30 protein-coding genes are annotated in these 25,651 nt (G+C 50.5%); 22 read left to right on the top strand and 8 right to left on the bottom strand.

The genetic code is table 11. The features are described from left to right. Positions 1-116: 116 nt before the first annotated feature. The 3 genes from JW499_RS09435 to JW499_RS09445 form a co-directional block, all read right to left on the bottom strand. Positions 117-482 carry a hypothetical protein gene (locus JW499_RS09435; RefSeq protein WP_205210358.1) on the bottom strand — a complete coding sequence of 122 codons (366 nt, stop codon included), beginning with the start codon at positions 480-482 and terminating at the stop codon, positions 117-119. After that, positions 483-701 carry a hypothetical protein gene (locus JW499_RS09440; RefSeq protein ID WP_205210359.1) on the bottom strand — a complete coding sequence of 73 codons (219 nt, stop codon included), beginning with the start codon at positions 699-701 and terminating at the stop codon, positions 483-485. Positions 702-1,006: 305 nt separating this feature from the next. After that, complete coding sequence (locus JW499_RS09445) at positions 1,007-1,915, bottom strand: LysR family transcriptional regulator (RefSeq protein WP_205210360.1); 909 nt, start codon at positions 1,913-1,915, stop codon at positions 1,007-1,009. A 95-nt stretch (positions 1,916-2,010) separates the two neighbouring features. Here JW499_RS09445 and JW499_RS09450 point away from each other — a divergent pair, with 95 nt between their 5' ends. From JW499_RS09450 to JW499_RS09460, 3 genes are all read left to right on the top strand, one after another. Next, positions 2,011-2,898 (top strand): NmrA family NAD(P)-binding protein, encoded by an 888-nt coding sequence (locus tag JW499_RS09450; RefSeq protein ID WP_232846318.1) that lies wholly within the window; start codon positions 2,011-2,013, stop codon positions 2,896-2,898. 406 nt (positions 2,899-3,304) lie between these two features. Then, entirely contained in the window at positions 3,305-3,820 is a 516-nt protein-coding gene (locus JW499_RS09455) for a hypothetical protein (protein ID WP_205210361.1), read from the top strand. 15 nt (positions 3,821-3,835) lie between these two features. After that, a complete protein-coding gene (locus tag JW499_RS09460; RefSeq protein ID WP_205210362.1) occupies positions 3,836-4,252 on the top strand; it encodes a hypothetical protein in 417 nt (138 codons plus the stop codon). 213 nt (positions 4,253-4,465) lie between these two features. Here JW499_RS09460 and JW499_RS09465 read toward each other — a convergent pair whose 3' ends face one another. Continuing rightward, on the bottom strand, positions 4,466-5,368 hold the full coding sequence (locus tag JW499_RS09465; RefSeq protein WP_205210363.1) for a LysR family transcriptional regulator: 903 nt from the start codon (positions 5,366-5,368) through the stop codon (positions 4,466-4,468). A 132-nt stretch (positions 5,369-5,500) separates the two neighbouring features. Here JW499_RS09465 and JW499_RS09470 point away from each other — a divergent pair, with 132 nt between their 5' ends. The 10 genes from JW499_RS09470 (at position 5,501) to JW499_RS09510 (ending at position 12,634) form a co-directional block, all read left to right on the top strand. After that, on the top strand, positions 5,501-6,049 hold the full coding sequence (locus JW499_RS09470; protein WP_205210364.1) for a carboxymuconolactone decarboxylase family protein: 549 nt from the start codon (positions 5,501-5,503) through the stop codon (positions 6,047-6,049). A 53-nt stretch (positions 6,050-6,102) separates the two neighbouring features. Next, positions 6,103-6,567, top strand: a complete 465-nt coding sequence (locus tag JW499_RS09475; RefSeq protein ID WP_205210365.1) for a nuclear transport factor 2 family protein — start codon at positions 6,103-6,105, stop codon at positions 6,565-6,567. A 96-nt stretch (positions 6,568-6,663) separates the two neighbouring features. Then, positions 6,664-7,311, top strand: a complete 648-nt coding sequence (locus JW499_RS09480; protein WP_205210366.1) for a pyridoxamine 5'-phosphate oxidase family protein — start codon at positions 6,664-6,666, stop codon at positions 7,309-7,311. Then, on the top strand, positions 7,304-7,792 hold the full coding sequence (locus JW499_RS09485; RefSeq protein WP_205210367.1) for an exonuclease domain-containing protein: 489 nt from the start codon (positions 7,304-7,306) through the stop codon (positions 7,790-7,792). Before JW499_RS09480 ends, JW499_RS09485 begins: the two co-directional genes overlap by 8 nt. Positions 7,793-8,387: 595 nt before the next feature. After that, positions 8,388-8,789 carry a GFA family protein gene (locus JW499_RS09490; RefSeq protein WP_205210369.1) on the top strand — a complete coding sequence of 134 codons (402 nt, stop codon included), beginning with the start codon at positions 8,388-8,390 and terminating at the stop codon, positions 8,787-8,789. A 136-nt stretch (positions 8,790-8,925) separates the two neighbouring features. Continuing rightward, on the top strand, positions 8,926-9,276 hold the full coding sequence (locus tag JW499_RS09495) for a DUF2007 domain-containing protein (protein WP_205210370.1): 351 nt from the start codon (positions 8,926-8,928) through the stop codon (positions 9,274-9,276). Positions 9,277-9,375: 99 nt separating this feature from the next. Continuing rightward, the gene (locus tag JW499_RS09500) at positions 9,376-9,711 is read left to right on the top strand and encodes a hypothetical protein (RefSeq protein WP_205210371.1); all 336 of its coding nucleotides are present in this window, start codon (positions 9,376-9,378) and stop codon (positions 9,709-9,711) included. 76 nt (positions 9,712-9,787) lie between these two features. Further along, complete coding sequence (locus JW499_RS23035) at positions 9,788-9,928, top strand: DUF3224 domain-containing protein (protein ID WP_416135405.1); 141 nt, start codon at positions 9,788-9,790, stop codon at positions 9,926-9,928. A gap of 337 nt (positions 9,929-10,265) precedes the next feature. After that, positions 10,266-11,405 carry a metallophosphoesterase gene (locus tag JW499_RS09505; protein ID WP_205210372.1) on the top strand — a complete coding sequence of 380 codons (1,140 nt, stop codon included), beginning with the start codon at positions 10,266-10,268 and terminating at the stop codon, positions 11,403-11,405. Positions 11,406-11,575: 170 nt separating this feature from the next. Beyond that, positions 11,576-12,634, top strand: coding sequence for a GNAT family N-acetyltransferase (locus JW499_RS09510; RefSeq protein ID WP_232846319.1), 1,059 nt, complete (start codon positions 11,576-11,578; stop codon positions 12,632-12,634). Between the two features lie 8 nt (positions 12,635-12,642). On the opposite strand, the gene JW499_RS09515 is transcribed toward JW499_RS09510, so the two are convergent. Further along, positions 12,643-13,191, bottom strand: a complete 549-nt coding sequence (locus JW499_RS09515; protein ID WP_232846320.1) for a TetR/AcrR family transcriptional regulator — start codon at positions 13,189-13,191, stop codon at positions 12,643-12,645. A 109-nt stretch (positions 13,192-13,300) separates the two neighbouring features. Here JW499_RS09515 and JW499_RS09520 point away from each other — a divergent pair, with 109 nt between their 5' ends. Then, positions 13,301-13,768 (top strand): nuclear transport factor 2 family protein, encoded by a 468-nt coding sequence (locus tag JW499_RS09520; RefSeq protein ID WP_205210374.1) that lies wholly within the window; start codon positions 13,301-13,303, stop codon positions 13,766-13,768. Between the two features lie 137 nt (positions 13,769-13,905). Here the strand turns inward: JW499_RS09520 and JW499_RS09525 are convergent, their stop codons facing one another. Further along, positions 13,906-14,805 carry a LysR family transcriptional regulator gene (locus JW499_RS09525; RefSeq protein ID WP_205210375.1) on the bottom strand — a complete coding sequence of 300 codons (900 nt, stop codon included), beginning with the start codon at positions 14,803-14,805 and terminating at the stop codon, positions 13,906-13,908. Between the two features lie 121 nt (positions 14,806-14,926). Between JW499_RS09525 and JW499_RS09530 the strand changes: the two genes are divergently transcribed. Both JW499_RS09530 and JW499_RS09535 read left to right on the top strand, forming a co-directional pair. Further along, complete coding sequence (locus tag JW499_RS09530) at positions 14,927-15,793, top strand: MBL fold metallo-hydrolase (protein ID WP_205210376.1); 867 nt, start codon at positions 14,927-14,929, stop codon at positions 15,791-15,793. Beyond that, a complete protein-coding gene (locus JW499_RS09535) occupies positions 15,787-16,413 on the top strand; it encodes a DsbA family protein (RefSeq protein WP_205210377.1) in 627 nt (208 codons plus the stop codon). The genes JW499_RS09530 and JW499_RS09535 overlap by 7 nt, the downstream gene beginning before the upstream one ends. Positions 16,414-16,531: 118 nt before the next feature. Here JW499_RS09535 and JW499_RS09540 read toward each other — a convergent pair whose 3' ends face one another. After that, positions 16,532-16,867 carry a hypothetical protein gene (locus JW499_RS09540; RefSeq protein ID WP_205210378.1) on the bottom strand — a complete coding sequence of 112 codons (336 nt, stop codon included), beginning with the start codon at positions 16,865-16,867 and terminating at the stop codon, positions 16,532-16,534. A 112-nt stretch (positions 16,868-16,979) separates the two neighbouring features. Between JW499_RS09540 and putP the strand changes: the two genes are divergently transcribed. The 3 genes from putP to JW499_RS09555 all read left to right on the top strand — a co-directional run bounded on the left by putP (position 16,980) and on the right by JW499_RS09555 (position 20,132). Beyond that, a complete protein-coding gene (gene putP, locus JW499_RS09545; protein ID WP_205210379.1) occupies positions 16,980-18,470 on the top strand; it encodes a sodium/proline symporter PutP in 1,491 nt (496 codons plus the stop codon). Positions 18,471-18,915: 445 nt separating this feature from the next. Continuing rightward, entirely contained in the window at positions 18,916-19,092 is a 177-nt protein-coding gene (locus tag JW499_RS09550) for a hypothetical protein (RefSeq protein WP_205210380.1), read from the top strand. Between the two features lie 122 nt (positions 19,093-19,214). Then, positions 19,215-20,132 carry a PDC sensor domain-containing protein gene (locus JW499_RS09555; protein WP_205210381.1) on the top strand — a complete coding sequence of 306 codons (918 nt, stop codon included), beginning with the start codon at positions 19,215-19,217 and terminating at the stop codon, positions 20,130-20,132. Between the two features lie 52 nt (positions 20,133-20,184). Here the strand turns inward: JW499_RS09555 and JW499_RS09560 are convergent, their stop codons facing one another. Next, positions 20,185-21,051: a prephenate dehydratase gene (locus JW499_RS09560; protein WP_205210382.1), complete on the bottom strand. Its 867-nt coding sequence runs from the start codon at positions 21,049-21,051 to the stop codon at positions 20,185-20,187. 127 nt (positions 21,052-21,178) lie between these two features. On the opposite strand from JW499_RS09560, the gene trmH reads away from it, so the two are divergent. The 3 genes from trmH to JW499_RS09575 all read left to right on the top strand — a co-directional run bounded on the left by trmH (position 21,179) and on the right by JW499_RS09575 (position 25,397). Beyond that, positions 21,179-21,877 carry a tRNA (guanosine(18)-2'-O)-methyltransferase TrmH gene (gene trmH / locus JW499_RS09565; RefSeq protein ID WP_205210383.1) on the top strand — a complete coding sequence of 233 codons (699 nt, stop codon included), beginning with the start codon at positions 21,179-21,181 and terminating at the stop codon, positions 21,875-21,877. A 68-nt stretch (positions 21,878-21,945) separates the two neighbouring features. After that, positions 21,946-24,018: a sensor histidine kinase gene (locus JW499_RS22430; RefSeq protein ID WP_205210384.1), complete on the top strand. Its 2,073-nt coding sequence runs from the start codon at positions 21,946-21,948 to the stop codon at positions 24,016-24,018. 2 nt (positions 24,019-24,020) lie between these two features. Next, positions 24,021-25,397, top strand: coding sequence for a sigma-54-dependent transcriptional regulator (locus JW499_RS09575; protein ID WP_205210385.1), 1,377 nt, complete (start codon positions 24,021-24,023; stop codon positions 25,395-25,397). Positions 25,398-25,651: the final 254 nt, after the last annotated feature.

A 25,651-nucleotide genomic window follows, 5' to 3' on the forward strand; every position in this document is an offset into this window, starting at 1 on the left:
TCTCAAATAATCTAAAAATATCCCCTCAACAATGGCGAGAAGGTATTCGGGAATTTGCAGAGCAGCTACTCAGGTCATCGAGTATAGTGTTTTAAATTCGTGGGGATACCACAGGGTCAAAGCCCTTTTGCAGAAGAGTTGGACAGGTAAAGCGGGGATGCCCAAAGAGAGCGATTGATTGAAAAGGGCTTTGACCCCTTTAATGCGATGCTCAGATGCTTGATGTCATTGCCGCTAACTTTCTTGCCAATATTTCGGTAAACCAGATTCTGGATGCTGAGGATATGGGGGGTGCGCTGCCGCACCAGCTGCATGCGTTTGCGTAGCAGGTCCCGAAAGCCCCGTTCCTGCTTCGGGTAGATATATCCCTCTTTCAAAATCCCAAGACGGTGCATGTGGGCCAGCCAGCGGGCATCCTGCTGATCTCCGGTATACTTGAGACCGCTGTACTGCTTATTGCCAGCAGGGTTGGCCAGATGCACTCAATAGCCAGCATCCATCAAACCATCCACCAACCAGTACCAGTTAAATGTTGACTCAACCACGACACCCTCCAGTCGCTCTTGATAGGGACTCAGTTCATGTTTGATCCGTTCCAGATTGTTATCAAGGCGTCGTTCATAGAGGATGTGGTCCGTCTCATCAATCACAGATACGACGCTGTTGTTGGAATGCAGATCGATTCCAGCATATAGTTTCATTGGTCGACTCCTCTTGTGGCTGTTTGTCGATGTTACTTCTTAACGATACGACTGCAGGGGGGAGTCGGCTAGATGATTATCAGGTCTTGCATTTTGCAGGGGTAAGGAAATAGGGTATAGCTCTTGTGCAAAATTCAACCTGACCCTTTTGGCACGCGTGATAGAAGATAAGGAGATGAACCTCCGTGGTACGTGACCCGTATGCCCGGTGGTGTGGGAGGAGGGGCGCTGTGAGGTGCCTCCCTATCCCGATTAAGCACCCAAGCCGAGTGACCCACGAACAATGGATGAGAATCAAATATTGTTTACAATTCACGGGCAACTTCTACAATCTGGTTGCGAAGCCATACATTAGCAGGATCATAATGCTGCCTTTCATGCCAGATAATAGATGGCGTGAAAGCCTGTATTTTTATAGGTAGTTCGAGTATTTCAATAGGGACTGACCTGGCAATTCGATGGGCCAATCTACGTGGAATGGTTAGGATCAAATCACTTTCGGCCACAATCATGGGGGCAACCAGGAAGTGAGGGGTTCGTACCGCAATTCTTCTCGTGAGTCCATGTTGCGATAACGCGTCATCCACGGCACTCCTTCCTTGCCCGGTAATAATCACGGACAGGTGCGACAGCGATACGAAGTTTTCGAGAGTTAGTTGTTCGGCGACTATCGGATGACTTTTGCGAACGACACATACAAAATCTTCATCATAGAGTGGCCGACAGTAAAACCTTGCAGGTAACCCCTGAAAAGAGCCAATCGCCAGATCGGCGCCTCCCTGAGCAATTAAACCTACGTTATCACCCGCTGGTGCCGGCATGACCAGATCAATCCCGGGCGCCAACGACGCAAGTTTAGAAACCAGCGAAGGTATCAATAACAGGGCCAAATGGTCCGCTGTTGCAATTGTGAATCGTCCTGATGCTGTGCTTGGATGAAACTCGGAAGGTGCGACGATTGCTCGTGCATCATCAAGCAGTTTGGTCACCGATCCTGACAATGCTATCGCTCGTGGCGTTAACTCCCATCCATTAGCTGTTCGCACCAGAAGCTTGTCGTTTAGTAATCGGCGCAAGCGACCTAAGCCCCGACTCGCTGCAGGCTGGCTAAGCCCTAATCGTTCGCCAGCACGAGTGACGCTGCCTTCTTTCAGCAATGCGTCAAACAGCTTGAGAAGATTCAGATCAACCCCACTTAAATCCACTTTTTGCATACCCGAAATCATCCTCATGCATTTTTAATATGCAAGTGGATTCTATAGTCTTCCTCTCGATGAATCCATCAAGTTTCTTAATCAGGAGAGGAATAATGAGCACTACCGAATTGTATGTTGTGACAGGCGCTACAGGTCGCACAGGGTCTGCTGCAGCGAACACGTTACTCAATGCCGGCAAACGTGTGCGCGTTGTCGTGAGAGATGAGTCACAGGGGGATACGTGGGCGGCTCTCGGCGCTGAAGTCGCTGTGGCTGATTTCACAAACCACTTTAGCTTATGCAAAGCCTTTTCTGATGCGGACGGGGCGTATATCGTCAGTCCTCCGCAATATTCGTCAGAGAGGCTTTTTTCACAGGCTGAAGCCATGGCTCGTTCCATTGCAGACGCGGCTACAAACGCGAAGTTGCCCAAGCTGGTTGCCCTTTCGTCAATCGGTGCAGAGCAACCAAACGGCACAGGCTGGATCGCCATGAATCGTATGCTTGAGGAGTCTTTAAGCAGTACAGGAATACCGGTAACATTACTGCGTGCAGCCTACTTTATGGAAAACTGGGGGGCGCTCGTTAAAATCGCTGTAGAGCAGCGTCAATTACCCAGTTTTCTTTCGCCGTTGGATGAAAAGTTTCCGATGATCGCAACAGCAGATATCGGCCGCATAGCGGCCGAAACTCTCTGTGAAAATTGGGAAGGTGTGCGAATTATTGACCTGGAAGGTCCCGCCAGGTATTCCCCGAACGATATCGCGGAGTACTTATCCCTGAAGTTCGGAGAAGCGATACAGCCTGCCTCATTACCGGAATCAGACTGGGCGCTATCGATAGCTGGCCAAGGTTTCTCATCAGCGGCCATTTCGGGATTTATTGAAATGACCCAAGGGATTAACTCTGGCCATATAGCCTTCCATAATAGATTGAACGTTAAACGTCGTACGGGGTCCGTAAAGCTTAATGCGGTGATTGATGCACTGGCTGTAGAGTAAGACCTCTCTCCTACTGGAACACAGTATAATGCCAGGTAATCGGGCATGGGGCCGTGCCCGATCACACTCGTTCCAGAGACAAATGAGCGATTGTATTTATGCTACCCAACTAAAGGGATTGCAACTAAAGGGGTCAAAGCCCTTAAACATTTAAACAACGGGCTTTGACCCTGTGGTATGACCCCTTTAATCTTGTATCTCTTCAGTTTTTTTGTCAGTATTCCCGCATATGGAATACACGATAGCCCTGATCTTTGTAGCGGGCCAAGTAACTGATCAATGGGTTTTACTCATTTTCAGTGGATGAGAATGAAGTAGCTGCTGCTAAGCATTTCTCAGAATTTTTTATCAAACCTTTACTGTTTAAAAGTGAAATAACTATCGGTTATGTATATCAAGGATAGGTATGTTGAAAAAAAATATTGCAGTTGTTTCGTGCCTTCTTGCGCTGGCTGGCTGCGCCTCAGTACAGGATTATGTGCCTCCCCAAAATACTGACACAGCAAAAGTAGTGGTAACCCGTAATATCACAGCTCCCTTGTTAGGCTACACTACAACTTTATTTAAATTGGAGACGTTCAAAACCTGTCATGAAGAGATAGGGAAGAATAAAGCTACCCGCTTTATGGTGCTCGATAAAGGCAACCCTTTGATTGCAGAGGTTAATGCCGAAGGTGTTGATGTCGCAGTAAATGAACCCGTGAACTTGTTTATGGTTACCGTGGCGGGACCATTCAATGGTAGTTGCTCATCCCTTGTAAAATTCACGCCTGAATCGGGTAAAGATTATGAAGTCAGACTACTGGGCGATATAACTCAAAGTCCTGGGCGTTGTACGGCAGAGTTATGGAGCACTCAAACCGTTACAAATATCACACGAAAAGAAAGCTTCGAGGAATATGACGATTGTAATCCTCAGTAATATCAAGGAACACCTGTGAAGTATTTGCTGGTATCGTCTCTGTTTGCTCTGTTAGTTGGTTGCGCTAGCAGTCCAAAGAATGAGTTTGCTCAGCAAAAAAGCTTTGTAAAAACGATTCGTCCGGGACTGTATTTCATTAGAGAAGCTGACTCAGCGATCTTTTGGAGAAAAGAGGGTGTAACCAGACAGAAATGGCAAGAGCGGGCAGAGAACCTGTGTGTTGGAAGCGGTTATAAATCTTTACTACTGGTGGATGGTGAGTCGAGCTCTACCGGCGTCGCTATGTCTTTTGTGGGAGGAATCGGATCAGCGTATGGTGAGATTATTAGTGTGCCTATAACTGATGGTGTCATTTTGTGCGACTCTGCAAATATTAGTGAAGAAGAGGCTATAACAGTGTTAGAAGATGAGTACTACATCGAGCCTCAGTGAATGAAACAGCCTGAATAACAGACTCTGTACATAGAATTGTGTAACTGCCTATCATAGAGCCAGTAATGGCTAAGGATAGGCAACATGGACAAGGAAAAAATCGGGGTCAGGTTCTACTTGCCCCCCGTTGTGTGATCAATCCCTCATATTTGTTCGAATGTAACAAAGTAAAGGAAACAGATGTATCTTTCGGATCTCTTTTACGACCTCTCATCAGTGGTCAATATAGGGATTGGCTCTTAACCGGTCGGTTGCGAGGTCGATAAAGGCTCTGATCTTTGCGTTGGCTTGTCGCCCTTCGAGATGAACAATGCTGACGGGCAGTGGCTGACTTTCGTAGTCTTGCAGTATGCGCGTCAGTGAGCCGTTTTTTAACTCCTCGCCCACCTGATAGGACATCAGACGGGTGATGCCAAACCCTTGTCTGGCTGCGGTTATGGCCGCGCCATTCTGAGAGCAGTGCAGGCGTGGCGAGAGTTTTACGGACTCTTTGCCCAGAGGGGATTCAAATTGCCACGTCGATGATGGTTCAACCGTTGAAGCCTGAATGATTTCATGATCCCTGAGCTCGGAAGGGTGACCGGGGATGCCATGTTTTTCCAAATAGCCGGGCGAAGCGCATACCAGCCGCTGGACGCTGCCGACGGGGGTGGCATAGAGAGTTGAATCTTTTAGGTGACCAATCCGGATCGCTACGTCCAGACCCTCATCGAGAATATTGCTGATGCGATCATAGAAAACTGCTCTGACAGTTACAGAGGGGTTGTGCTGCAAATATTCCGTCAGGATTGGTGTTATATGTATCTGACCAAACAATACCGGGGCGGTAACCGATAACACCCCTTTGGGCTCGGCATAGCTCCCGGATGCGGTCGCCAGGGCTTGCTCGACATCTTCTAAGATCCGTTTGGCGTCTTCGAAAAAGCGGGCCCCCGAATCCGTGAGGCGGACATGCCGGGTGGTTCTGTTGAACAGCCGCACTCCCAGGGTCTTCTCAAGCTGGGCGACCGACCGGGTTACTGCGGGGGCTGACAGGTCGAGCTTGCGGCTGGCGGCAACGAAACTCTGACATTCTGCAACCTCGATAAAAACCCGCATCGCTTCCAGTTTATCCATCCGATACCACACAGATTCATTATGTAGATTATTTCATTAACAGTAATAGATAATTAAATTTCAGTCTAATTATCTTTATTTTTGTTAATTGTATGCTGGGCTCTCCAATCGAATAATATTCAGGAGTTAATTATGTCTCGTATACCTACACCTGCATCTGTTATGGCTGCACCGGAAGCCTCCCGGGGATCACTCGAAGCGGTCAACTCGCTTCTGGGCAGTGTGCCCAACCTGTTTCGCATTGTCGCCAACAGCCCGCAGACACTGGAGGGCTATCTCGGTCTGAATGGCGCGCTGAGTAACGGTTCACTGGATGCCCGGACGCGTGAGCGTATTGCCCTGGCTGTTGCTGAGATCAATGGTTGCCAGTACTGCCTCGCTGCACACCAGTATCTTGGTTCCAATCTGGCCGGGCTGAGCGCCGCTGAAATTGAAGCCAATCGCCGTGGCACCTCCAGTGATGAAAAAGCCGCGGCTGCGGTAAGTTTCGCCGTCAATATTGTGAACAACCGCGGCAAGGTGTCTGATCGTGACTTCGAGGCGGTTCGTGCTGCCGGTTATAGCGACGCAGAGATCGTGGAGATCGTGGGCCAGGTTGCACTGAATACCCTGACTAACTACATGAATGAAGTGCTGGGTACCGAAATCGACTTTCCGCCAGTGGATGCCCTGGCTGCCTGAGTCAGCGTGGGTGGCGTGTTCGCCACCCTTAACCCTTATCAGGAGTATCTCAAATGTTCAGACCCCCTCTGCCGCCTTTTAACGAAGCCGCGGCTATCGAAAAAATCAGACTCGCCGAAGATGGGTGGAACGGCCGCGATCCCCGGAAAGTTGCGCTGGCCTATAGCGAGAACTGCGAGTGGCGTAACCGGGCTGAGTTTGTGGCAGGGCGCGAAGCGATCGTGCAGCTGCTGACTCGTAAGTGGACCCGCGAACTTGATTACCGGCTAATCAAAGAGCTATGGGCATACAGGGAGAACCGCATTGCCGTTCGTTTTGCATATGAATTTCATGATGACTCCGGGCAGTGGTTTCGTGCCTATGGCAATGAAAACTGGGCGTTCGACGACAACGGCCTGATGCGTCAACGAATCGCCAGCATCAATGAGCATGCGATCAGTGTTGAGGATCGGAAATTTCACTGGCCTCTGGGTCGCCGACCTGATGATCACCCCGGCCTGAGCGATCTGGGCCTGTAGCGGACACCTTAAAAAACCGTCATGAGCGTGCTTAAAGGCAAGGCGCACGCCGCGCAGTAGGTTTTTCGAGGAGTCCTAAAAAAGAGGTATGTAACGTTGACCTATACAAGTGATATCGCCTTTACCGAAACGGTAAAGGCTATTCAGGCCAGAAAGGGTTCCAGGGATATCTATGCCCGGATGGAGCAAAAAGGCGGATGGCAAAGGGAGATCACCCTCGATCTGGCGGGCTTTATCGCGGCGCAGAGGAGCTTTTTTCTGGCCACCGTAAATGCTAACGGTCAGCCTTATATCCAGCATCGGGGCGGTCCGCCGGGCTTTCTGAAAGTGATCGACAGGCAGACCCTCGCTTTTGCCGATTACCAGGGAAACAGGCAGTTCATTACTCAGGGGAATTTAACCGAAAATCCCCGGGCGTTTATCTTCTTAATGGACTATGCCAACAGCGTTCGAATTAAAATTTGGGGCAGTGCAGCAGTGATAGAGGATCAGCCTGCATTGTTAGCTGAACTGATGCCCAGCCGGGATCTGTACCAGGCGCGCGCAGAACAGGTATTGTTGTTTACCGTTGAGGCCTGGGATCGGAACTGTCCACAACATATCCCGCAGCGGTTTGATCGGGAAGAGGTTGAAACGTTGTTGCAACAACGTGACCGGCGGATTGCAGAACTGGAAGAGCAACTGCGTCAGCTTAAAGGGATGACACTTAAAGGGGCAACACTTAAAGGGGCGACAGATGAGTGATCTATGGATTCTGGATATTGAAGCCAGTGGGTTGAGTCCCGTTAGTTACCCGATTGAGATTGGCCTGGTGAACGCAGAGCAGGAGTATCAGACGCTTATCCGGCCTGAAGAGTCCTGGGTTCACTGGAGTCCCAAAGCACATGAATTGCACGGGCTTTCACGCCAGCATCTCTTTGACAAAGGGCAGCGGGCCGAACGGGTTGCACAGGCGCTTAACCGTCTGCTGCTGTCTGAAACGGTCTATTCCGATCATCAGGACTGGGACAGTTTCTGGATAAGTCGCCTGTTTGATGCGGTGTCTGTGGAACAAAAATTTCATGTTGCGGATCTCAATACCCTTCTGGTCGGTAACAATATGAACACTTTCGTTACCCGCTTTGATGCGTTGTCACATGCGAGTGGCCATCGTGCCCATCGCGCTTTGAACGATGCACGTATTATTCATCGGGCCGCTGTTTTTGCGCTGAATAACGCTCAATAACCCGATCAGGACAGCAGGGGAGTCGGCTAGATGATTATCAGGTCTTGCATTTTGCAGGGGGAAGGAAACAGGGTTTAGCTCTTGTGCAAAACTCAAGCCCCTTTTTACCATGTGCGCACGGCTCAGACGAAAGATCGTTCCGAAGCAACATAAGACGGCCTTGCACACCTTTTATGCGTGGATTAAAGACAATCGCCATCGGTGACTGGATCACTGGATGCCACACCTGAAGCGCAGGATTATCAGCTTCAGGAACGACTAAGGGTTACCGGACAACAGCCGGAGTGTGGGGCGCATCTACGGTCATCTACTCAACAGTTTATATCTCTGGTTCAACCGGCGAAGTGGCCGGAAAAGTTATCCGTGGTCAGGGATGAAGGAGATGTTAAGATAATTTGGAATCCAGCCCATGCGAGTGAGTAAAAGATTGTTAGCCGTGGACTGGTTTACAGAGGGGCTGTGTTGTACACGGGCAAGGATATTATTGAAGAGCCTGATGCGGTAATTCCGCAGGTCCGGATCTGTGTGGGGTCGTCTCGGTAAGGGGGGCTACCACGACTGTGTGCCCAATCTACAGGTAATGGAGGGACACTTTATGGCTGATTACTTTGGATCTTGTCTGTGTGGCACCGCGAAATTTAAGGTGCAAGGGGACTTCGACAGCTTTTTCTTGTGTCATTGTCAGCATTGCCAAAAAGATACGGGCTCTGCTCATGCGGCAAATCTTATCTCACAGTCAGCTAAATTGATCTGGCAGTCGGGTGCAGATGCTGTGACTTCCTTTATGCTTCCGGGCACTCGTCACAACAAAAGCTTTTGTAAGTTGTGTGGTTCGGCATTGCCAAGCACTCAGATCGCAGGTTTACTCGTCGTTCCCGCAGGGTGTTTGGACACCGAAATCTCTATGTTACCAACTGCACACATCTTCTCATCCAGCAAAGCTGCTTGGGATGATGTGTCAGGGGACTTGCCAAAATACGAGGGACTGCCAGAGTGAGCTACTATCACATAACAGCTGACTGTTGGCGGACGCCGCTCACTGCGCTCCGGCACGCCGCAAAGCCAAGCGTTGAAGCTGTGCGTGACGCTCACTCGTAACGATCGCCTCATATTCGTTTCCACATGAGGCGCACTTGGCGAAGGCCGGGCTGGATGCTGAAGGCATACCGGTATTTGTCGCAGAGGAATATAGGGTGAATATGCAGTGGCGCTATTCGAATGCGCTCGGCGGGGTAAAAATTCAGGTGCTGTTACGCTTTGCGAAACAGGCTAAAACCATTTTGGCGCAAGACTATTCCGCACTTCTGAAAGATGAGTTTGGCAAGGAGCAGGTCGTTTGCCCCAAATGCGCCAGCACGGACATCGGGCCATTTACCAGAGGGAAAAGACCCGCATTTGTTGTCTTGCTATTGCCCGGGTTTCCTCTTTTCCTTTACCGGCATGGAACAAGGTGCAAATCATGTGGCCACTTCAGTCGAACATAACTATCGGCTTCAAACCCTGCAAATAGGGCGCGGCTGCTTATTGCGGGCGCCTGAGCCGAACCGTTACTATGACTCTTGGGAGTTCATCCGGGAATGAGAATGAAAGAAAAACTTAATGAAATTCGAGCGAAGCTTCTGAGCACAGATTATCCTCAATGGCGTAATCTGCTTTCTTGCGTGGTTCTGATCGCTCTGTCTACGGGCGCTGTATTGTCCTGGTGGTACGCCTATTACACGCTTCCGGAGACGGCGTGCCACGAAGGCTTTCTCCTCTTTTCGGTGTTGTGGCTGGCTGTTCAGTGGGTCGTCATTGGCTATTTGTATTGGTATCGGGATATCCCCGCATTTGCCCGGAATGCTCTAAAACTGTTAATTCTGGTCGCTAATATCTGGTTCGGGCTTTTTATTTTTTCACTCCAGCCATGTATCTCATAGCAAAACCACGTATGAACCGCCCCGGGGTCAATAGACTCTGGCAGCAAAGCGGTCTCTGCTTTGGCTGTATGCCTTAATGAAGAAAGGGGATGGTCGTCTTATCCTAGACGTTACCCCTGATTGGGCGTCTGGTGAGCTGTCGGGTTTAAGCGGGAAAATGACCATCAATATTAAAGCAGGTCAGCATCTCTGCGAATTTGAGTGTGAGCTGATATAACATCAGGCCCTGGCAATACCCGTGGGTGATATACAAAGAGTTTATCTATTTGGAACTGGGCAGGTGCCAGAGCAGGAATCAACGTATGTGAACGTTATTGCTGTAATGCGGGTATGGGCTACGCGTGATCGCGTAGTCTGAGATCTGTCGGATCAGATTTTCCGGATTTTTGGTGCTGCGTCTCAAACAGTACCAGGGCCGGTACCGCACGGCACGACTGGGGGACAATGTTAGCCCATTTAAGGAAATGCAAATTAAGCCTGAGTTAGCTATCCTGACTTAAAAAACCAAGTCAGGTGTATACGAAATTATTCCGCCGCATGAATAAGGAAATAACATGCATATAATCCGTTCGGCTTTTATCCTCTCCATCCTGATCGCACTATGGATCACCCCTATTACCGCCAGTGCGCGGGAGCTGATCGCCAGTTTCGTCTATGTCGGCTGCAACCGGGTCGGTTTCGGAGCGACCGATCCGGCACCGAGTACGGCCAATGTGGCGCAGTTGAAGCAGACCCTTGCTGATATCGGGGCGCTGCCGCTGAAGCCCGACTACTTCTTTTTTGTCGGCGATATGGTGTTGGGAATGCAGGCCGATGGCGGTAAGACGCTGGCAACTGAGCTGGATGCCTGGAAAGCACTTGTGGATGAAACCGGGTTCGCCACGAGTGGTATCGAGCTGTTGCCAATTGTGGGTAACCATGAAGCCGATGCGTCAACGCAGATCAGCGATGGTCGTTACGTGGAATATCCGGATGCGGCCAACCTGTCCGCTTGGGTGAACTGGCTGAATATCCATGATCTTGCCAAGGCGCACAATGGCCCCGCAGGACCGGTGGAGCTGAAAAGAGACCTGCTGGCGGAAGACAACAACCAGAGCCAGACTTACTCCTTCGATGATCTAAGCACCGGTGTTCACTACCTGCTGTTGAACACCGATTCGCTGTCGACCGTTCCCAATCCGAGCCTGCCGGGCAAAACGGTAGCAAGCTGGGTTCCGCTGCACTGGGTGGAGAGGGATTTCGCCAGGGCGGAACAGAATCCGCAGATTAAAAGGATTGTGGTGCTGGCTCATAAACCGCTGGTGCTGGATAACCCGGGACCGCACGATGTGGTCTATGACACCGCGCCCTATACGCTGGGCAATAAGTTGCTGACCCTGTTCAGCAACTCAGCGAAATTCGCCGGATATTTCGCCGCCCATGCCCATGAATGGCTCTACACCGACAAACTCGGGCCGAAGCATAATGTAACTCAGGTGATCGCCGGCAATGGCGGCAGTCAGCTGGAGAGCAGCTGGAATCCTGCTGGCGGGGCCTACTTTGGCTTCACCCGGGTTAATCTTTACGATGACAACACGGTTGGGGTTGTCTCCTATACCCGACCGGCGCCGACTCCGTATGACGCCACGGGCGCACAACCGGCGGCAAAAGCTTCGCCGGAAATCTTCTTTTCCGTCGCAGGGGGAGGGGACTAGGATCACGACCTCCGTCGTTCAGTTGCGATGGAATTGGGGGCCGTGTAACAAATATAGTTTTACACTGGCTTTGTTGAGGGCTCGGTTCGAATAAGGAGATCTCGTGAGCATCAGAACAGGGGCAGGTTTTTTTCAGCTGGACAGTCTATCTGATATTTTTTTGTATCGGCATGAAATATGTTGTCGATAGTTATCTCGAAACATCCGATATTGAGTGGATACCGCAACTTGCGAGAGTGGTCGTTGGGTTAATCTTTGCAAGTGATTTGCCATCCATTCCAGCTACTGACGTTTCAAAAAGCGCCGGGGATACCACAGGTACAGACCCAGAATATCCCGGCATACAAGATTTCCCCCCGGCACTGAGAAGGAAACCCATGAAAAACGATAACTATACGATCCGAACAATGAACCGGAACGAAGTCGACATTGCCATTGAGTGGGCCGCAAAAGAAGGCTGGAATCCAGGCCTGCATGATGCTGATTGTTATCTGTCAGCTGATCAGAATGGTTTTCTCATGGGCTTTCTTGGTGATGAACCTATCGCTTCAATCTCGGTGATCAGGTACAACGATGCGTTTAGCTTTCTTGGGTTCTACATTGTCAAACCGGAATACCGTGGCAAAGGCTATGGGATTCAAATCTGGAACGCGGGGCTTAAATACCTTGAAGGCGTTAACATCGGTCTCGATGGTGTGGTGACCCAGCAAGAAAACTACACAAAGTCTGGTTTTAAGCTAGCCTATCGCAATATCCGCTACGAAGGGGTGGGTGGCGGCGAGCAGCCCAAAAACGCGGAGATTGTAGAACTCTCCACGCTGCCTTTCGAAACCATTGATCACTATGATCAGCCATTTTTCCCCGCAGACAGGTCGCAGTTTACCCAGGCATGGATCACCCAGCCTGAGAGTCATGCGTTGGGCATCATGCAGAATGGCCAACTGGCGGGCTATGGTGTTATACGCAAATGCCGCAACGGTTATAAAATTGGCCCTTTGTATGCGGACAACCCCGAATTGGCCGAATCTCTTTTTCTGGCCTTAAAATCCAGAACACGTTCATCGGAACCGGTTTTCCTTGATACACCCGATAGCAATCCTGCGGCTGTTGCTTTGGCTGAGAAAAATAATATGAGCGCCTCATTTGAAACGGCCAGAATGTATACGGGCGATTTTCCTGAAACGCCGATATGGCGTCTTTTTGGTGTGACATCTTTTGAGATCGGGTGAGAGAGGCATTATGGAATCAATACGGCGATGATGTGATCGACGGCCTTCAGTGCGTTCTCGGGTGTGGTGTCGTATTGTGCATGGATAATCGCGCCGTCTATGGCAACGGCCAGTGCATTTATCAGCTCGTCACGATGAGTCGATTGCGGCACTAACTCAGAAATGACCTGAATCATGTGCTGCTTATGATGGCGGGTAATTTCGCAGACCTCCGGTAACTCATTCGCCAGTTCGCCGACGGAATTGATAAACGCACAGCCTCTGAATTGCTCACTGTGAAACCACTCAGCCAGGGCGGGGACAATCGCATGAATGTCCTGACCATGTCGTTCCAGTGCGCCCTTAAACCATGAGATCCAGCGTTGATGCCGGTATTCCAGAAAGGCCCGGATCAGATCATTTTTGCTTGGAAAGTGGCGATAGAAGGTGACCTTGGCTACGCCTGATTCCGCGATAATCCGATCTATTCCTGTAGCCCTGATGCCATAGAGATAGAAAAGGTCGTGGGCAGAGGTCAGGATGCGGTCGCGGGCGGGTATTTTTTTAATGGGTTGCATTGGCACATTATAGACAGACCTGTCTACCTTGTGTAGTCTTCTGTTTGCGGGTAGACAGATCTGTCTACCTGAGTACAGGAAAAGTGCATAAAGAGTGCAGGAGATCATTATGGAAAAGAAATTACCTTTACCCCCATTTAATCCCGAAACGGCTGCTAAAAAAGTCCGGATGGCCGAAGATGCCTGGAATTCCCGCGATCCGGATCGGGTTGTACAGGTCTATACAGAAGATACCGTCTGGAGAAATCGGGCAGAATTTCCTGAGGGGCGTGAGCAGGTCCATCAGTTTTTGCAGCGTAAATGGGCCCGTGAATCAGAATATCGTTTAATCAAAGAACTATGGAGTTTCACGGAAAATCGAATCGCAGTTCGGTTTGCATATGAATGGCATGATGACTCCGGTCAGTGGTTTCGTTCGTATGGTAACGAAAACTGGGAGTTTAATGAGTCAGGCTATATGCAGCGACGTTTTGCGAGCATTAACGATTTACCGATCAAAGAGACTGAGCGGAAGTTTCACTGGCCATTGGGTCGCAGGCCGGATGACCACCCCGGATTGAGTGAGCTCGGCTTGTAACGCACGGGAATTATCATCATCCCCGGTTGACTCAAAAGCCGCGGCGCGATTTTCGCGTTGGCTGATGTGAAGTGTGAGCATAAATTGATGACAGAGGGCAAGCCGGTCGCCCCCTGCCTGGGGTTATCAGGGATTTGTTACCAGGGGTGGGCTGAGAGGTAATCTTCTAAGTAGTCTATTAATGCCCGGACATTCGGTGACAGGTGTTTTCTGGACGAATACAAAGCATAAACAGACAGGTCTTTCGGTTTCCATTCGGGCAGAAGGTGGTGCAGTCGGCCTTCTTTTATATATCGATTCGCTAAATAAGTCGGTTGCAGGCTAATGCCCATGCCATTTAAGGTGGCGTGCATTAACGCTGTTGCTTCGTTAATCGTTACACGGCAGTGTACCGATACCGATTCGAACTGTTCATTCTGAGACAGATGCCAGATGTGACGCTCGAAGTTTTTATAACCTAAACACTCGTAGTTGATTAAGTCTTGTGGGTGTTGAATCTCGCTTGGTGTTTTACACGCTTTCTCAAGATACGCCGGTGATGCCACCAATACTGATTCACACACCGCTATCGGTTTACCGATTAATTGAGGGTCTGGGTTTGAGGCGATTCGCAGGGCCAGATCAATACGTTTCTCTGTTAAGTCTGCGGTACTGTCCTCTAAATCAATATCAATACTGATTTTAGGGTGCTGCGCCATAAAACTCTGAATCGCGGGCATCAGTTGAGAATAACCGAACGACACACTGGCGGTGATGCGAAGCAAGCCTGATAATTCTTCGCCCGTATTGGCAAGAGTGGTAATGTTGTCCGCCTGTTCTATCCATCGTTCGACATCTTTTAAGCACGCTTCTCCGGCACTGGTCAGCGATATTTTACGGGTTGTCCGATGTAACAAACGGACTTTCAGCCAGTCTTCCATCGCTTCTATATAACGTGTCACCATGGGGCGCGACATAGCTAAACGCTCAGACGTACGGGTAAAACTGCGTGATTCCGCGACGTCGATAAATACCTGAGCGGCGATCACCCGATCCATTATCTTCTCCTTATTTGAACGATATATGAAATAATAATGTTCATTTTTATCTATTTTTTCGGTCAGATCAATTCTCTATTATGAGTCTACGCTCACCATCGAGCCTTTACCGGAGAAACAGATGAAAAAACTTATCACGCTGGTCGCCTCGACCCTGATCACATTCTCAGCTTTTGCTGCAGACAAGGCACCATTAACCCTGGATGTATATAACGCCGAAGCCAGTAGTTTTAGCGTGACGTCTACCGTGGTGTATGGTGATACGGAAGCGATGGTTATCGATTCCGGTTTTACCAAAGCGGATGCTCTGCGCATTGCCGCAAAAGTATTAGATTCGGGCAAAGCACTTAAAACCATTTTTATCAGCCAGGCAGACCCTGATTATTACTTTGGTGCAGAGACTCTGCACAAAATCTTCCCTGATGCCGAGATCATTACGACACCTGCGGTCAAAAAAGTAATAGAGAAGAAGCTGGCTGGAAAAGTGGCTTTCTGGGGCCCTAAAATGGGCAATAACGCACCTTTGAAGCCAATCGTGCCCGCTGTGTACAATCAATCCACACTGACTGTCGATGGCCATGTCATTGAAATCCGTGGTACCGAAGGTGTATTGGCTCACCGTCCATACTTATGGATCCCTGAAAATAAAGCGATTCTGGGTAACGTCGCCATATTTGGCAATATTCACCTGTGGATGGCTGATGCGCAATCTGACCAATCCCAGGCTGCCTGGGTAACGCAATTAAAAGAGATGTTGGCGCTCAGGCCAGCAGTTGTGATTCCAGGCCATATGACAGCCGATACGACGGCTGATTCAAGTGCTATTACTTACACGATGAACTACATCACTGACTTCCAGCATGCGAAGCAAGAAAGCCAGAGCAGCGCTGAGCTTATTCAGGTGATGACTGCGAAATACCCGAATGCTAAAGGTGCTTTGAATCTGAACATCGCCGCAAAAGTGCATAAGGGAGAAATGCAATGGTAAATGTACATTACTTCTTCGATCCAATGTGTGGCTGGTGTTATGGTGCGTCGCCATTAATAGGTGTGCTTGCAGCGACGCCCGGATTTAAGATCATTTACCACCCAGGCGGCATGATCATGAAACAAGCCATTGATCCTGCTTTCAGACAACATATCCTGCACGCCGATAGAAAAATTGCGGCCATGACGGGGGTGCACTTCGGAGAGGCTTATCAGGCGAGAGTGGCGGGGGAAGGTGAATTTGTTGTGGATTCATATGCCCCTACGTGCGCCTTCCTGGTCGGGCAGGAAATGGGGATCGCTGCAGATATAATGCTGGAAACCCTGCAGCAGGCGCATTACCAGGATGGTAAACACTTAGATGAACTGAATGTGCTGGCAGAGCTAGCTGTATCCATCGGCTTAGACGAAACCGAATGGAATCAACACATGGTGAAGTTTGAGCCTGAGATGATGGATATCATTAAGGAGAGTCATCGCTTAATGGGGCAAATGCAGGTCAGCGGTTATCCAACGCTGATTATTGAAAAAGAGGGGAAACTGGAAAGGCTGGAACACACCCGGTTTTATGGCAAGATCTCAGACTGGGAAGCTTATCTGGCTGGATGTCTGGGGGGCTGAAAATGTGACGTCAGTTTAATTACGCATAGTGGTATTGACTGACAATGTAATAAGAATAAAGCTGACAGGGGACTGATGGATTAGCCATATCAGACCCTGTCATCAATCTGGCGCTGTTCTAACGGTTTAGTCCTCTACTTTCGTATTCACGAAATGATCCATACTCTTCAAGATAAAACTGCTTTTCACCTCTCAACATATGTGATGACTCCGGTTTGGCGCGTAAGTAAATGGCATCAGCTTTACATGCTGGAATGTCAAAATCACTTTTGCTGAATTGGCTCAGCAAGGGTTGGATGCCGTGCGGGCGCACAAAGGCTGTTGAGCTTTTATATAAAAAAATCCGGAGATTCGACTGTCCGGACTGCTGCGGAAGCGCTGTGATTAACGCGTTTTTAGGTGTTGAAAAAGCACTGTTGGGTGCCGGTTTCTGGCTGAAAGTCTTTGCTGTCATTTTAATTTCACCTTGAGGAGTAGCCTGTTAGCGACTACTACTTAAGGTAATCAAATAAGAATTCTGGTAGTGCAGAAGGTTGTCGTGCTGGCCAGTTTATGGAGGCATTTCTATGGCTATCGGTGTATGGATTAGCCTGGCTCTTTATTTTGTACTGATGATTGCGATCGGCTTTTATGCCTGGCGTAAGTCAACGGCTTCATCTGAAGAATACATGCTGGGCGGACGCAACTTGCCGCCATCAGTTGCGGCGCTATCGGCCGGGGCATCGGATATGAGCGGCTGGCTGTTGCTGGGACTGCCGGGAGCCCTGTTTGCGTCAGGTCTGGTGCAGGCGTGGATCGGTATAGGGTTGCTGGTGGGAGCGCTGGTCAACTGGATTGTGGTTGCGCCGCGTTTGCGTGAACAGACCGAACGCTATGACAACAGTCTGACTATTCCGCAATTTCTGGCGTGTCGTTTTCCTTCCCGGGCCTTTGCTCTGCGAACGGTGTCCGCAATTATTGTTGTGGTGTTTTTTGCCGTGTATACCGCTTCCGGTCTGGTGGCGGGGGGTAAGCTGTTTTCCAGCGCTTTTAGCGGTCTGATCAGTGTAGGCGGAGTCAGTGACTACTCCGTAGGCATCTGGCTGACGCTTGGCATTGTGCTGACCTATACGGTGATTGGCGGCTTTTTAGCGGTGAGTCTGACTGACTTTGTACAGGGCTGTATCATGATGATCGCACTGGTGCTGATGCCTGTTGTGGTGCTGTTTGGCAGCGGCGGCGGAGGGCTGAGCCAGGCCTCAGAAACGTTATCAACAGTGGACCCGAACTTTCTATCCTGGACCCATGGGTTGACGGTGGTCGGGTTTCTGTCTGCGGTGACCTGGGGGCTGGGGTATTTCGGTCAGCCGCATATCATTGTGCGGTTTATGGCGGTTCGTTCGGTTAATGAGGTGTCCACTGCGCGGAATATCGGTATGTCATGGATGGCGATTTCGTTAATTGGTGCGATCTGTCTTGGCGTGTTCGGTCGTGCCTATGCGGTGCGCAATGGTCTGGATATCAAGGACGCCGAAACTATTTTTATTGTTCTGGCCGATCTGCTGTTTCACCCATTGATCACCGGCTTTCTCTATGCAGCGTTGCTGGCGGCTATCATGAGTACGATTTCCAGTCAGTTACTGGTGTCTTCATCATCGCTGACAGAGGATTTCTATCGTTTGTTTCTGCATAAGGAAGCGAGTGAACAGGAAAGTGTGCTTATCGGGCGTATCAGTGTGCTGTTGGTGGGGATCGCTGCAGCGATTATTGCGGGTAACCCCGATTCTAAGGTGCTGGGGCTGGTGAGTCATGCCTGGGCCGGATTTGGTGCGGCGTTTGGTCCGCTGATTATTTTGTCGCTGACCTGGGCGCGGATGTCCGGTACGGGGGCCGTGGCCGGGCTGGTGGTTGGTGCGGTCACCGTCATCGTCTGGATTCAGTTGGGCTGGAATAGCAGCTTCATGGGCGGTCCGGGGGTGTATGAGATCCTGCCAGGCTTTGTCGCTTCCTGGTTAGCGATCTATCTGGTCAGTCTTGCGACGCAGTCGACAGGGGAGTTCCGCGCGATCAATACTTAGTATTCCGGGGGCTGTGGGTTGGTCTTTTAGCTGCCAGCTGCACAGCCCGTTGTTGATGCGATAGCCTGGTAATCGTCAATTAGCAGGGTGGAGCCGGTTATATGGAGCCGTGAATATCCTTTGTTATCTTTGGGGTGGATGATCTGAACGGGTCTTTGCGCTTGTGTTCGATGGGATGGTCTGTGATCGCTCAGGTACGGTTTTGTAATAACTGGTCAAAAAAGGTCGATATGACTTTAAACTGCTTTTTATTGTTGTTTTATAGTCTTTGAGTTTTTTCATTTTAAGGTAATAGGTTTCATGCTTTTTTGAAAAATAGGCTAAATGGCTTTGTGAAATGCTGTACTGTTATATCTTCGTAACGCGGTTATAGCGCCTTGTGCAGATGCCGGAGGGTATGGCCGCGACTCAGACAAACAATAATAAAACTATGCAGACAGGATTCATGGACACTAATCACTCAATTCAGGAAGACTCTGAATTTTCTCGTCAGTCCCCGGTTATCATCGAGGATTCATCAGCCGCCAGCTCAATGACTAAAACCCTCAGTCGCGCCACCGAGTATCTGCGCAGCCTGGCGGACGACCCCGACGAAAACTGTTTCGTACTCTCTTCAAACTGACATTATGAAGCGCGCGGGTTAGCGGCGTGCTTTTTCTCCTTGCACCCGTGTTGCCTGTGGACTTCTAAAAAGGGAGGCGCAGGCGGCACACCCTATATTTATAAATGTTAAGTGAAGGCGAGATGAGGCAAAACCATTTACGACTGATTGAAAATTATCAGCAATATGAGCAGGCGATTCACCGGCTGCTGGCATCGATGATGACCAGCTTTTCGGGCACCACTCTGCTCTCCGACCGAGAGGCTCAGGCCGGAGTGATGAACCGTCTATCCCGCTATTATCCCTTTGCTGAGCTGATGTATAGCGTGGATATTAATGGGGTGCAGCTAATGGATACCGTGTGCAGCCCCGGGGTCAGCTATCGACAGCAACGGGAGCCGGGTAAAGGTCGCGACCGCAGTCATCGTCCCTATATGCTGATCGCCCGTAATACCGATAATCAGGTCTGCGTCACCGATCCCTATCTTTCCTGTGCCACCCACCAACTGGCGATCTCCAGTATTCAGGCGGTACATGATTCTGAGGGGAATGTTGCCGGTTATCTGGTGATGAATTTTAATCTGCAGCGGCTGATCTCATATCTGAAAGGCGATCAGATCAGGGCCGGTATCCATCCCATTTTTCAGAGTATCTACGCCGCTATCGGTGGCATGTTGGTGCTGGTCTCTATGCTGTTGATTTATGCCGCAGGGGTATCACTGTGGAAAGCGTTTCAGCTGGGGGGAGATGTCACCACCCGCTCGTTTGGAATTGTGATTCTGATTACGCTGGGGCTGGCGATCTTTGATCTGGGCAAAACCATTCTGGAAGAGGAGGTGCTGGCCCATAAAGATATTCATCATCACGATACCTCCAGGCGCACCATCACCCGCTTTATGTCAGCCATTGTGATCGCGGTGTCGATAGAGTCTCTGTTGCTGATGTTTAAATCGCTGTTGGTGGACAGTGGCGGACATGTACTGAATGCGGTCTGGATGCTGATGGCCGCCGTGGCACTGCTGATGTCTCTGGGGGTTTATCTGAAGCTGAGTAAGGAGTAAACGGGATATACCACGCAGATATTCAGCGCTCGCTGAATATCTGCTGAGCTGCTTACTCCGGCAGTGGCCGGTTCTGAGCGCGGAACTCATGGGCCTCGTAAGTGCCCAGGTTGCGCATCTCTTTAGTAAAGAACTCCAGCTCCTGCAGGGCATACTGCATCATCCGGTCATCGGGATGGCCTTCGACATCCAGGTGAAAGCTGGCACCTTTTGTCAGGCCGTTGCCGATATAACTTTCCAGCTTCACCATATTGATGCCGTTGGTAGCAAAACCTCCCAGAGCTTTATAGAGTGCTGCGGGGATATTGCGTACGGTAAACATCAGAGAAGTGATGTAGGGGGTATCGGGCTTGTGTTCCGGAATCCCCTGTTCACTGGAGAGAATCAGGAAGCGGGTGGTGTTGCCGGTGACATCCTGAAAGTTGTCCTGCAGGATCTCCAGATCATATAGCTCGGCTGCCAGACTTGAGGCGATAGCGCCATGGGTGTTATCCGGGGTTTGTGCCAGTTCATAGGCAGAACCCGCTGTATCAAATGCGGCAATAGGTTCTAAGCCCAGCTGTTTGATATGGCCGTCACACTGGGCCAGCGCCTGTGGGTGTGATGAAACCGTTTTCAGCTGTTCAATTGTGGTTCCCCTGATGCCCAGCAGGCAGTGATTAACCGGTTCAAAATGCTCGCCGATAATATGTAACTCACTTTTAGGCATCAGCCGGTAGATCTCTTCCACCCGGCCTGCAGTTGAGTTTTCCAGTGGAATCATCGCCAGTTTGGCTTTGCCCTGGTCCACCATAAACATCGCTTCAACAAAGGTTTCACAGGCAAACGCCTCCATCTCAGGGAAAACCCGTCGACAGGATAGATGTGAATAGGCGCCTTCGACGCCCTGAAACGCGATGATGTTTGGTGCAGCTGACATGTTGATTCCGGTTAATGAAAATAATAAGGCGGTAATTATGTCACAGATTTCTATTTTTGCAGTGAGTAGCGCAACATTTTTCAGTAATATGACGGCAACTTTGTTACCAGCTTAATTTGGGACCCCGATGACCCCGGAACGTACCGCAAAACTGACTCAAACCCTCAATCGTCGCCAGCCGGATCTAACCCTGATTACCGATCAGGTGCATAAGCCGCGCAACATTGCTGCCCTGATACGCACCTGTGATGCCGTGGGCATTCCGCGCATCCATACGGTGACGCCAAAAGAGGGTTATGCGTTTAAGGGGACCACCCGGGGCAGCGACCGCTGGGTGACAACGCAAAATCATAACAGTGTTACTGAGGCGGTTGCCGCCGTTAAGGCGGAGGGAATGAAGATCTATGCAGCGCATTTTTCTGACCGGGCGATCGATTATCGTGAGGTCGATTTCACCCAGCCCTGTGCACTGCTGATGGGGGCCGAAAAGCATGGCGTCAGTGATGAGGGGGCCGTGCTCGCCGATGAGCATATTCTGATACCGATGATGGGGATGGTGGGATCACTTAACGTCTCTACTGCGGCAGGTATTATTCTGGTGGAGGCACAGAACCAGCGTCTGAAGGCGGGGATGTATGAGCAATCCAGACTTGATCCTCAGGAGTATAAAGATACGCTGTTTGAGTGGAGCTTTCCTGACCTTGCTGATTTCTGTCATAAGAAAGGATTGGAATATCCACCGATCGATGAGCTGCTGGCACTGACGGATGCCCCGGCCTGGTATCAGGCGGTGCGCGACGGGTCAGCGCCGAAGCGCCAGTGGTGATTCCTGATTATCTGTTTGCCCATTATGGTGTGATCAACACTGGGCTAACATACAACAGGAGAGAGTGAGTGCAGTTTCCGCGTTTTGTTCCGCTTGCCCTGCTGATGCTGGTGCTGTCACTCATCGGTACGGTACTGGTGAATCAGTTTGTCCGTAACTGGGCGCTGTCCGACCTGAAGGAGAGCGGAGAAAACCAGTTGCTGAACATTATCAGTCAGACCCGTACCGAGTTGGCAGATTATAAATACCTGCCGTTTCTGATCTCACAAAGTAATGATGTGGCTGAACTGTTACGTAACCCCTCACCGGATAAAATTGCCAGGGTCAGCCGTTATCTGGAACAGACTAATCTGGTGGCGGGCTCCACAGCGCTGTTTATCCTGGATGCTCAGGGCCGTGCTCAGGCGTTTAGTCATTGGCGGGAACAGCAGGATTTTTATGCGGTCAGTCATCGTCAGCAACCCTATTTTCTTCAGGCGCTGGAGGGCCAGCAGGGGTTTCAACTGGTTTTACCCGCTGCTGAGAGTGATGGTGCTGTTTATCTGTCTGCTCCGGTATATATGAAGAGCCAGCTGCTGGGGGTGGCAACGGTTCGGCTGGATCTGACGCTGTTGCAGGCGGGGCTGGATCAGACCAGCCATTACCTGTTCAGCAAAGCGGGACAGCTTCTGATCGCCAGTAAACCGTTTCAGACCGCGAAACAGTTTCAGGATGTGGTGCTAAAACAGCGCACTGATCAGTTATACGATGGCTCTGAGATCAGGCTGGTAACACTGCATAATGGTACCCGGGCAGTATTGCAGAGCGTCACTCTGGATGACCTGGGCTGGCAGGTGTCGGTGCTCAATGACCTGCGGGAGGTGGGCCGGATACAGCGCAATGCAACGTTGTTCAGTCTGGCATTCTGTATCGTTATCTCACTGCTGGTTTTCCTGTTGCGGGAGCGGCAGCTGAAGCATATCTCCCGCCGGGAGACGCAGCAGGCACTGGAACGCAGTGAAGCGCGGCAGCGGGATATTATCAATAACGCCCATGTCGGTATGATCACCCTGGATAATCAGGGGTGTATCCTGTTTATCAATCCGATGGCGATGCAACAGTTTGGGGTATCAATGGCGCGGATTAAGGGCACCAGTATCGCAGATCTCATCGAGCCAGACGTTTATCAGGGGGTGATGAAACGGGTGTTGGATCGTCTTGGTAGTCGTGGGTTTGCGCCGGTGACAGCGATGGAGACGGTGGGTAAACGTTCCGATGGCAACACTTTTCCCATGTTGTTTTCAATCAAGCAGATCGAGCGGGATGCAAGTGTTAACTATCTGGTCACGGTTATTGATATTACTCCGCGTAAGCGACTGGAGCGAGCGTTGCAACAGGCGAATGATCAGCTTGAAGATCAGGTGCAGCAGCGTACTCTGGCGTTGAGGGAGGCGCAGGACGAGCTGGTGCAGGCGGAGAAAATGGCGGCTCTGGGGCGCATGTCATCGGCGGTAGTGCATGAGTTAAACCAGCCCCTGACCGCCCTGAGAACCTATATTGCGATCTGTCGCCAGTTAATAGAGCAACAGCAAACGGAGCAACTGGACAGCAGTCTCGAACAGATTAATGACCTGATCAACCGGATGGCGGTGCTAACCCGGCAGCTGAAAACCTTTGCTTACCAGAAGCCCCGGCATCTTTCCCCGGTTGATCCGCTGCTGGCGCTGGATCAGGTGGTTGATCTGTTTCGCGGCCGGCTGCAGCAGCAACAGATTGAGCTGTACTATCCCCGTCCCGATGCAGAATTGCAGGTCAGCGGTGACAGTGCCCGGTTGGAGCAGATATTTGTTAATCTGATCAGTAACGGCTGTGATGCCCTGGCCGATGTTGCTGCGCCGCGCCTTGAAATTCAGATACAGCAGACAACAGAAACCGTTACTATTGAGATCCGTGATAACGGTAAGGGGATTGATCAGCAGAGTCAGGCACAGTTGTTTGAGCCTTTCTTCACCACCAAGCCGATCGGTGAGGGCCTGGGGTTAGGGTTGCCGATTGTGCGCTCAATCGTGCAGGATCTGGGTGGGGCGATCCGGGTTAACAGTCGGCCAGGGCATACCTGCTTTAGTGTTACCCTGCCATTAATCAGGCAACCAGAGGAGTGAAGATGAACAGAGGTCAGGTTTTGCTGGTGGATGACGATCCGGTGATTCGCCAATCCACCACCCTGTGGCTGCAGATGGCAGGTTTTGGGGTGATTGCCTGTGACCGGGCACGCGAGGCGCTGACCCATCTCAATGAACATTTTCCCGGTGTGGTGGTCAGCGATGTCCGTATGCCGGAGATGGATGGCTTACAGTTTATGCAGGAAGCCCGCGCTATCATCCCAGAGTTGCCGGTGATTCTGATTACCGGCCATGGTGATGTGGACATGGCGATCGGTGCCATGCGCGATGGCGCCTATGATTTTATTGAGAAACCCTTTGTTCCGGAACGCCTGGTAGAGACGATCAACCGGGCCTGTGAGAAGCGACTGCTGGTGCTGGAAAATCTGCGTCTGCAACAGGATCTGGCCTCTCGTAGCGGGATTGACGCTAAAATCATCGGTATCTCTCCGGCTATTCAGAAGCTGCGGCGGGATATTCTTAAATACGCCGCATTGAATACCAACGTGATTATTTACGGTGAAACGGGCAGCGGTAAAGAGCTGGTGGCCCAGTGTCTGCACGAGTTCAGCCCCCGCAGTGAGCGCAATTTCGTGCCCATCAACTGCGGTGCGATTCCGGAGAATCTGATTGAAACGGAGCTGTTTGGCCATGAGGCGGGTGCGTTTACCGGTGCAGCAAAAAAACGCACCGGTAAGTTTCAGCATGCTGATGGTGGTACGCTGTTGCTGGATGAGATCGAAAGCATGTCTGCCAGCCTGCAGGTGAAGATATTGCGCAGCTTACAGGAGGGGGTAATTGAGCCGCTGGGGTCGAATAAACAGGTGCCGGTGGATCTGCGCATTGTTGCCGCTTCCAAAGCGGATCTGTCAGTCGAGGAAAACTTTCGCCAGGATCTCTACTACCGGCTTAATGTGTCCTGCCTCTACCTTTCACCGTTACGTGAACGTATCGAAGATATCCCGCTGCTGTTTGAATATTATGCCCGCCAGGCCGCTACCCAGCACGGCCGGGATCTGCGCAGAATAACCCGTCAGGATCTGTCCAATCTGCAACAGTATGCCTGGCCGGGGAATGTCCGGGAACTGAAGAATATCGCGGTGCGTTATGCCCTGGATGATATGCTGCCGGTGGCCGATCTGATCTACCCGGAAACGGCTATTGAACCGCTGAGTAATCAGCGGCTGGAGAGCGCTCTGCCGCTGGCCGCGCAGGTGGCAAATTTTGAATATAAAGTGATCTGCGATGCATTGCAGCAGCACAAGGGCAATATCAAAGCGGTGATGGAGATGCTGGACCTGCCACGCCGCACACTGAACCAGAAAATGGTTAAATATCAGATCGACCGTTCGCAGTTCATCGACTCAGCGGGAGAATAGGCAAAAATTTGCTTATTCTCCCCGCATTTCTGAAAAACTCTGCTTTACTTTAATTTTACCCCTCCCTGTGTATGACGTTGTCTGTCTGAAGAGGGGGAGTGAACGCATTTATAGGCAAAATCTTGCTTATCTGCTGCGGGGGTAATCGGCAGCTTTTTGCTTATCAGCTCTGAAAATCGAAGAGGAAAATAATAAAAACTTTTTTATTATCAATAGCTTGTGAGTTTTTGTTTGGCTTGGCATTGGCATTGCTT

The sequence above is a fragment of the Amphritea pacifica genome (assembly GCF_016924145.1).
Lineage (GTDB): Bacteria > Pseudomonadota > Gammaproteobacteria > Pseudomonadales > Balneatricaceae > Amphritea > Amphritea pacifica.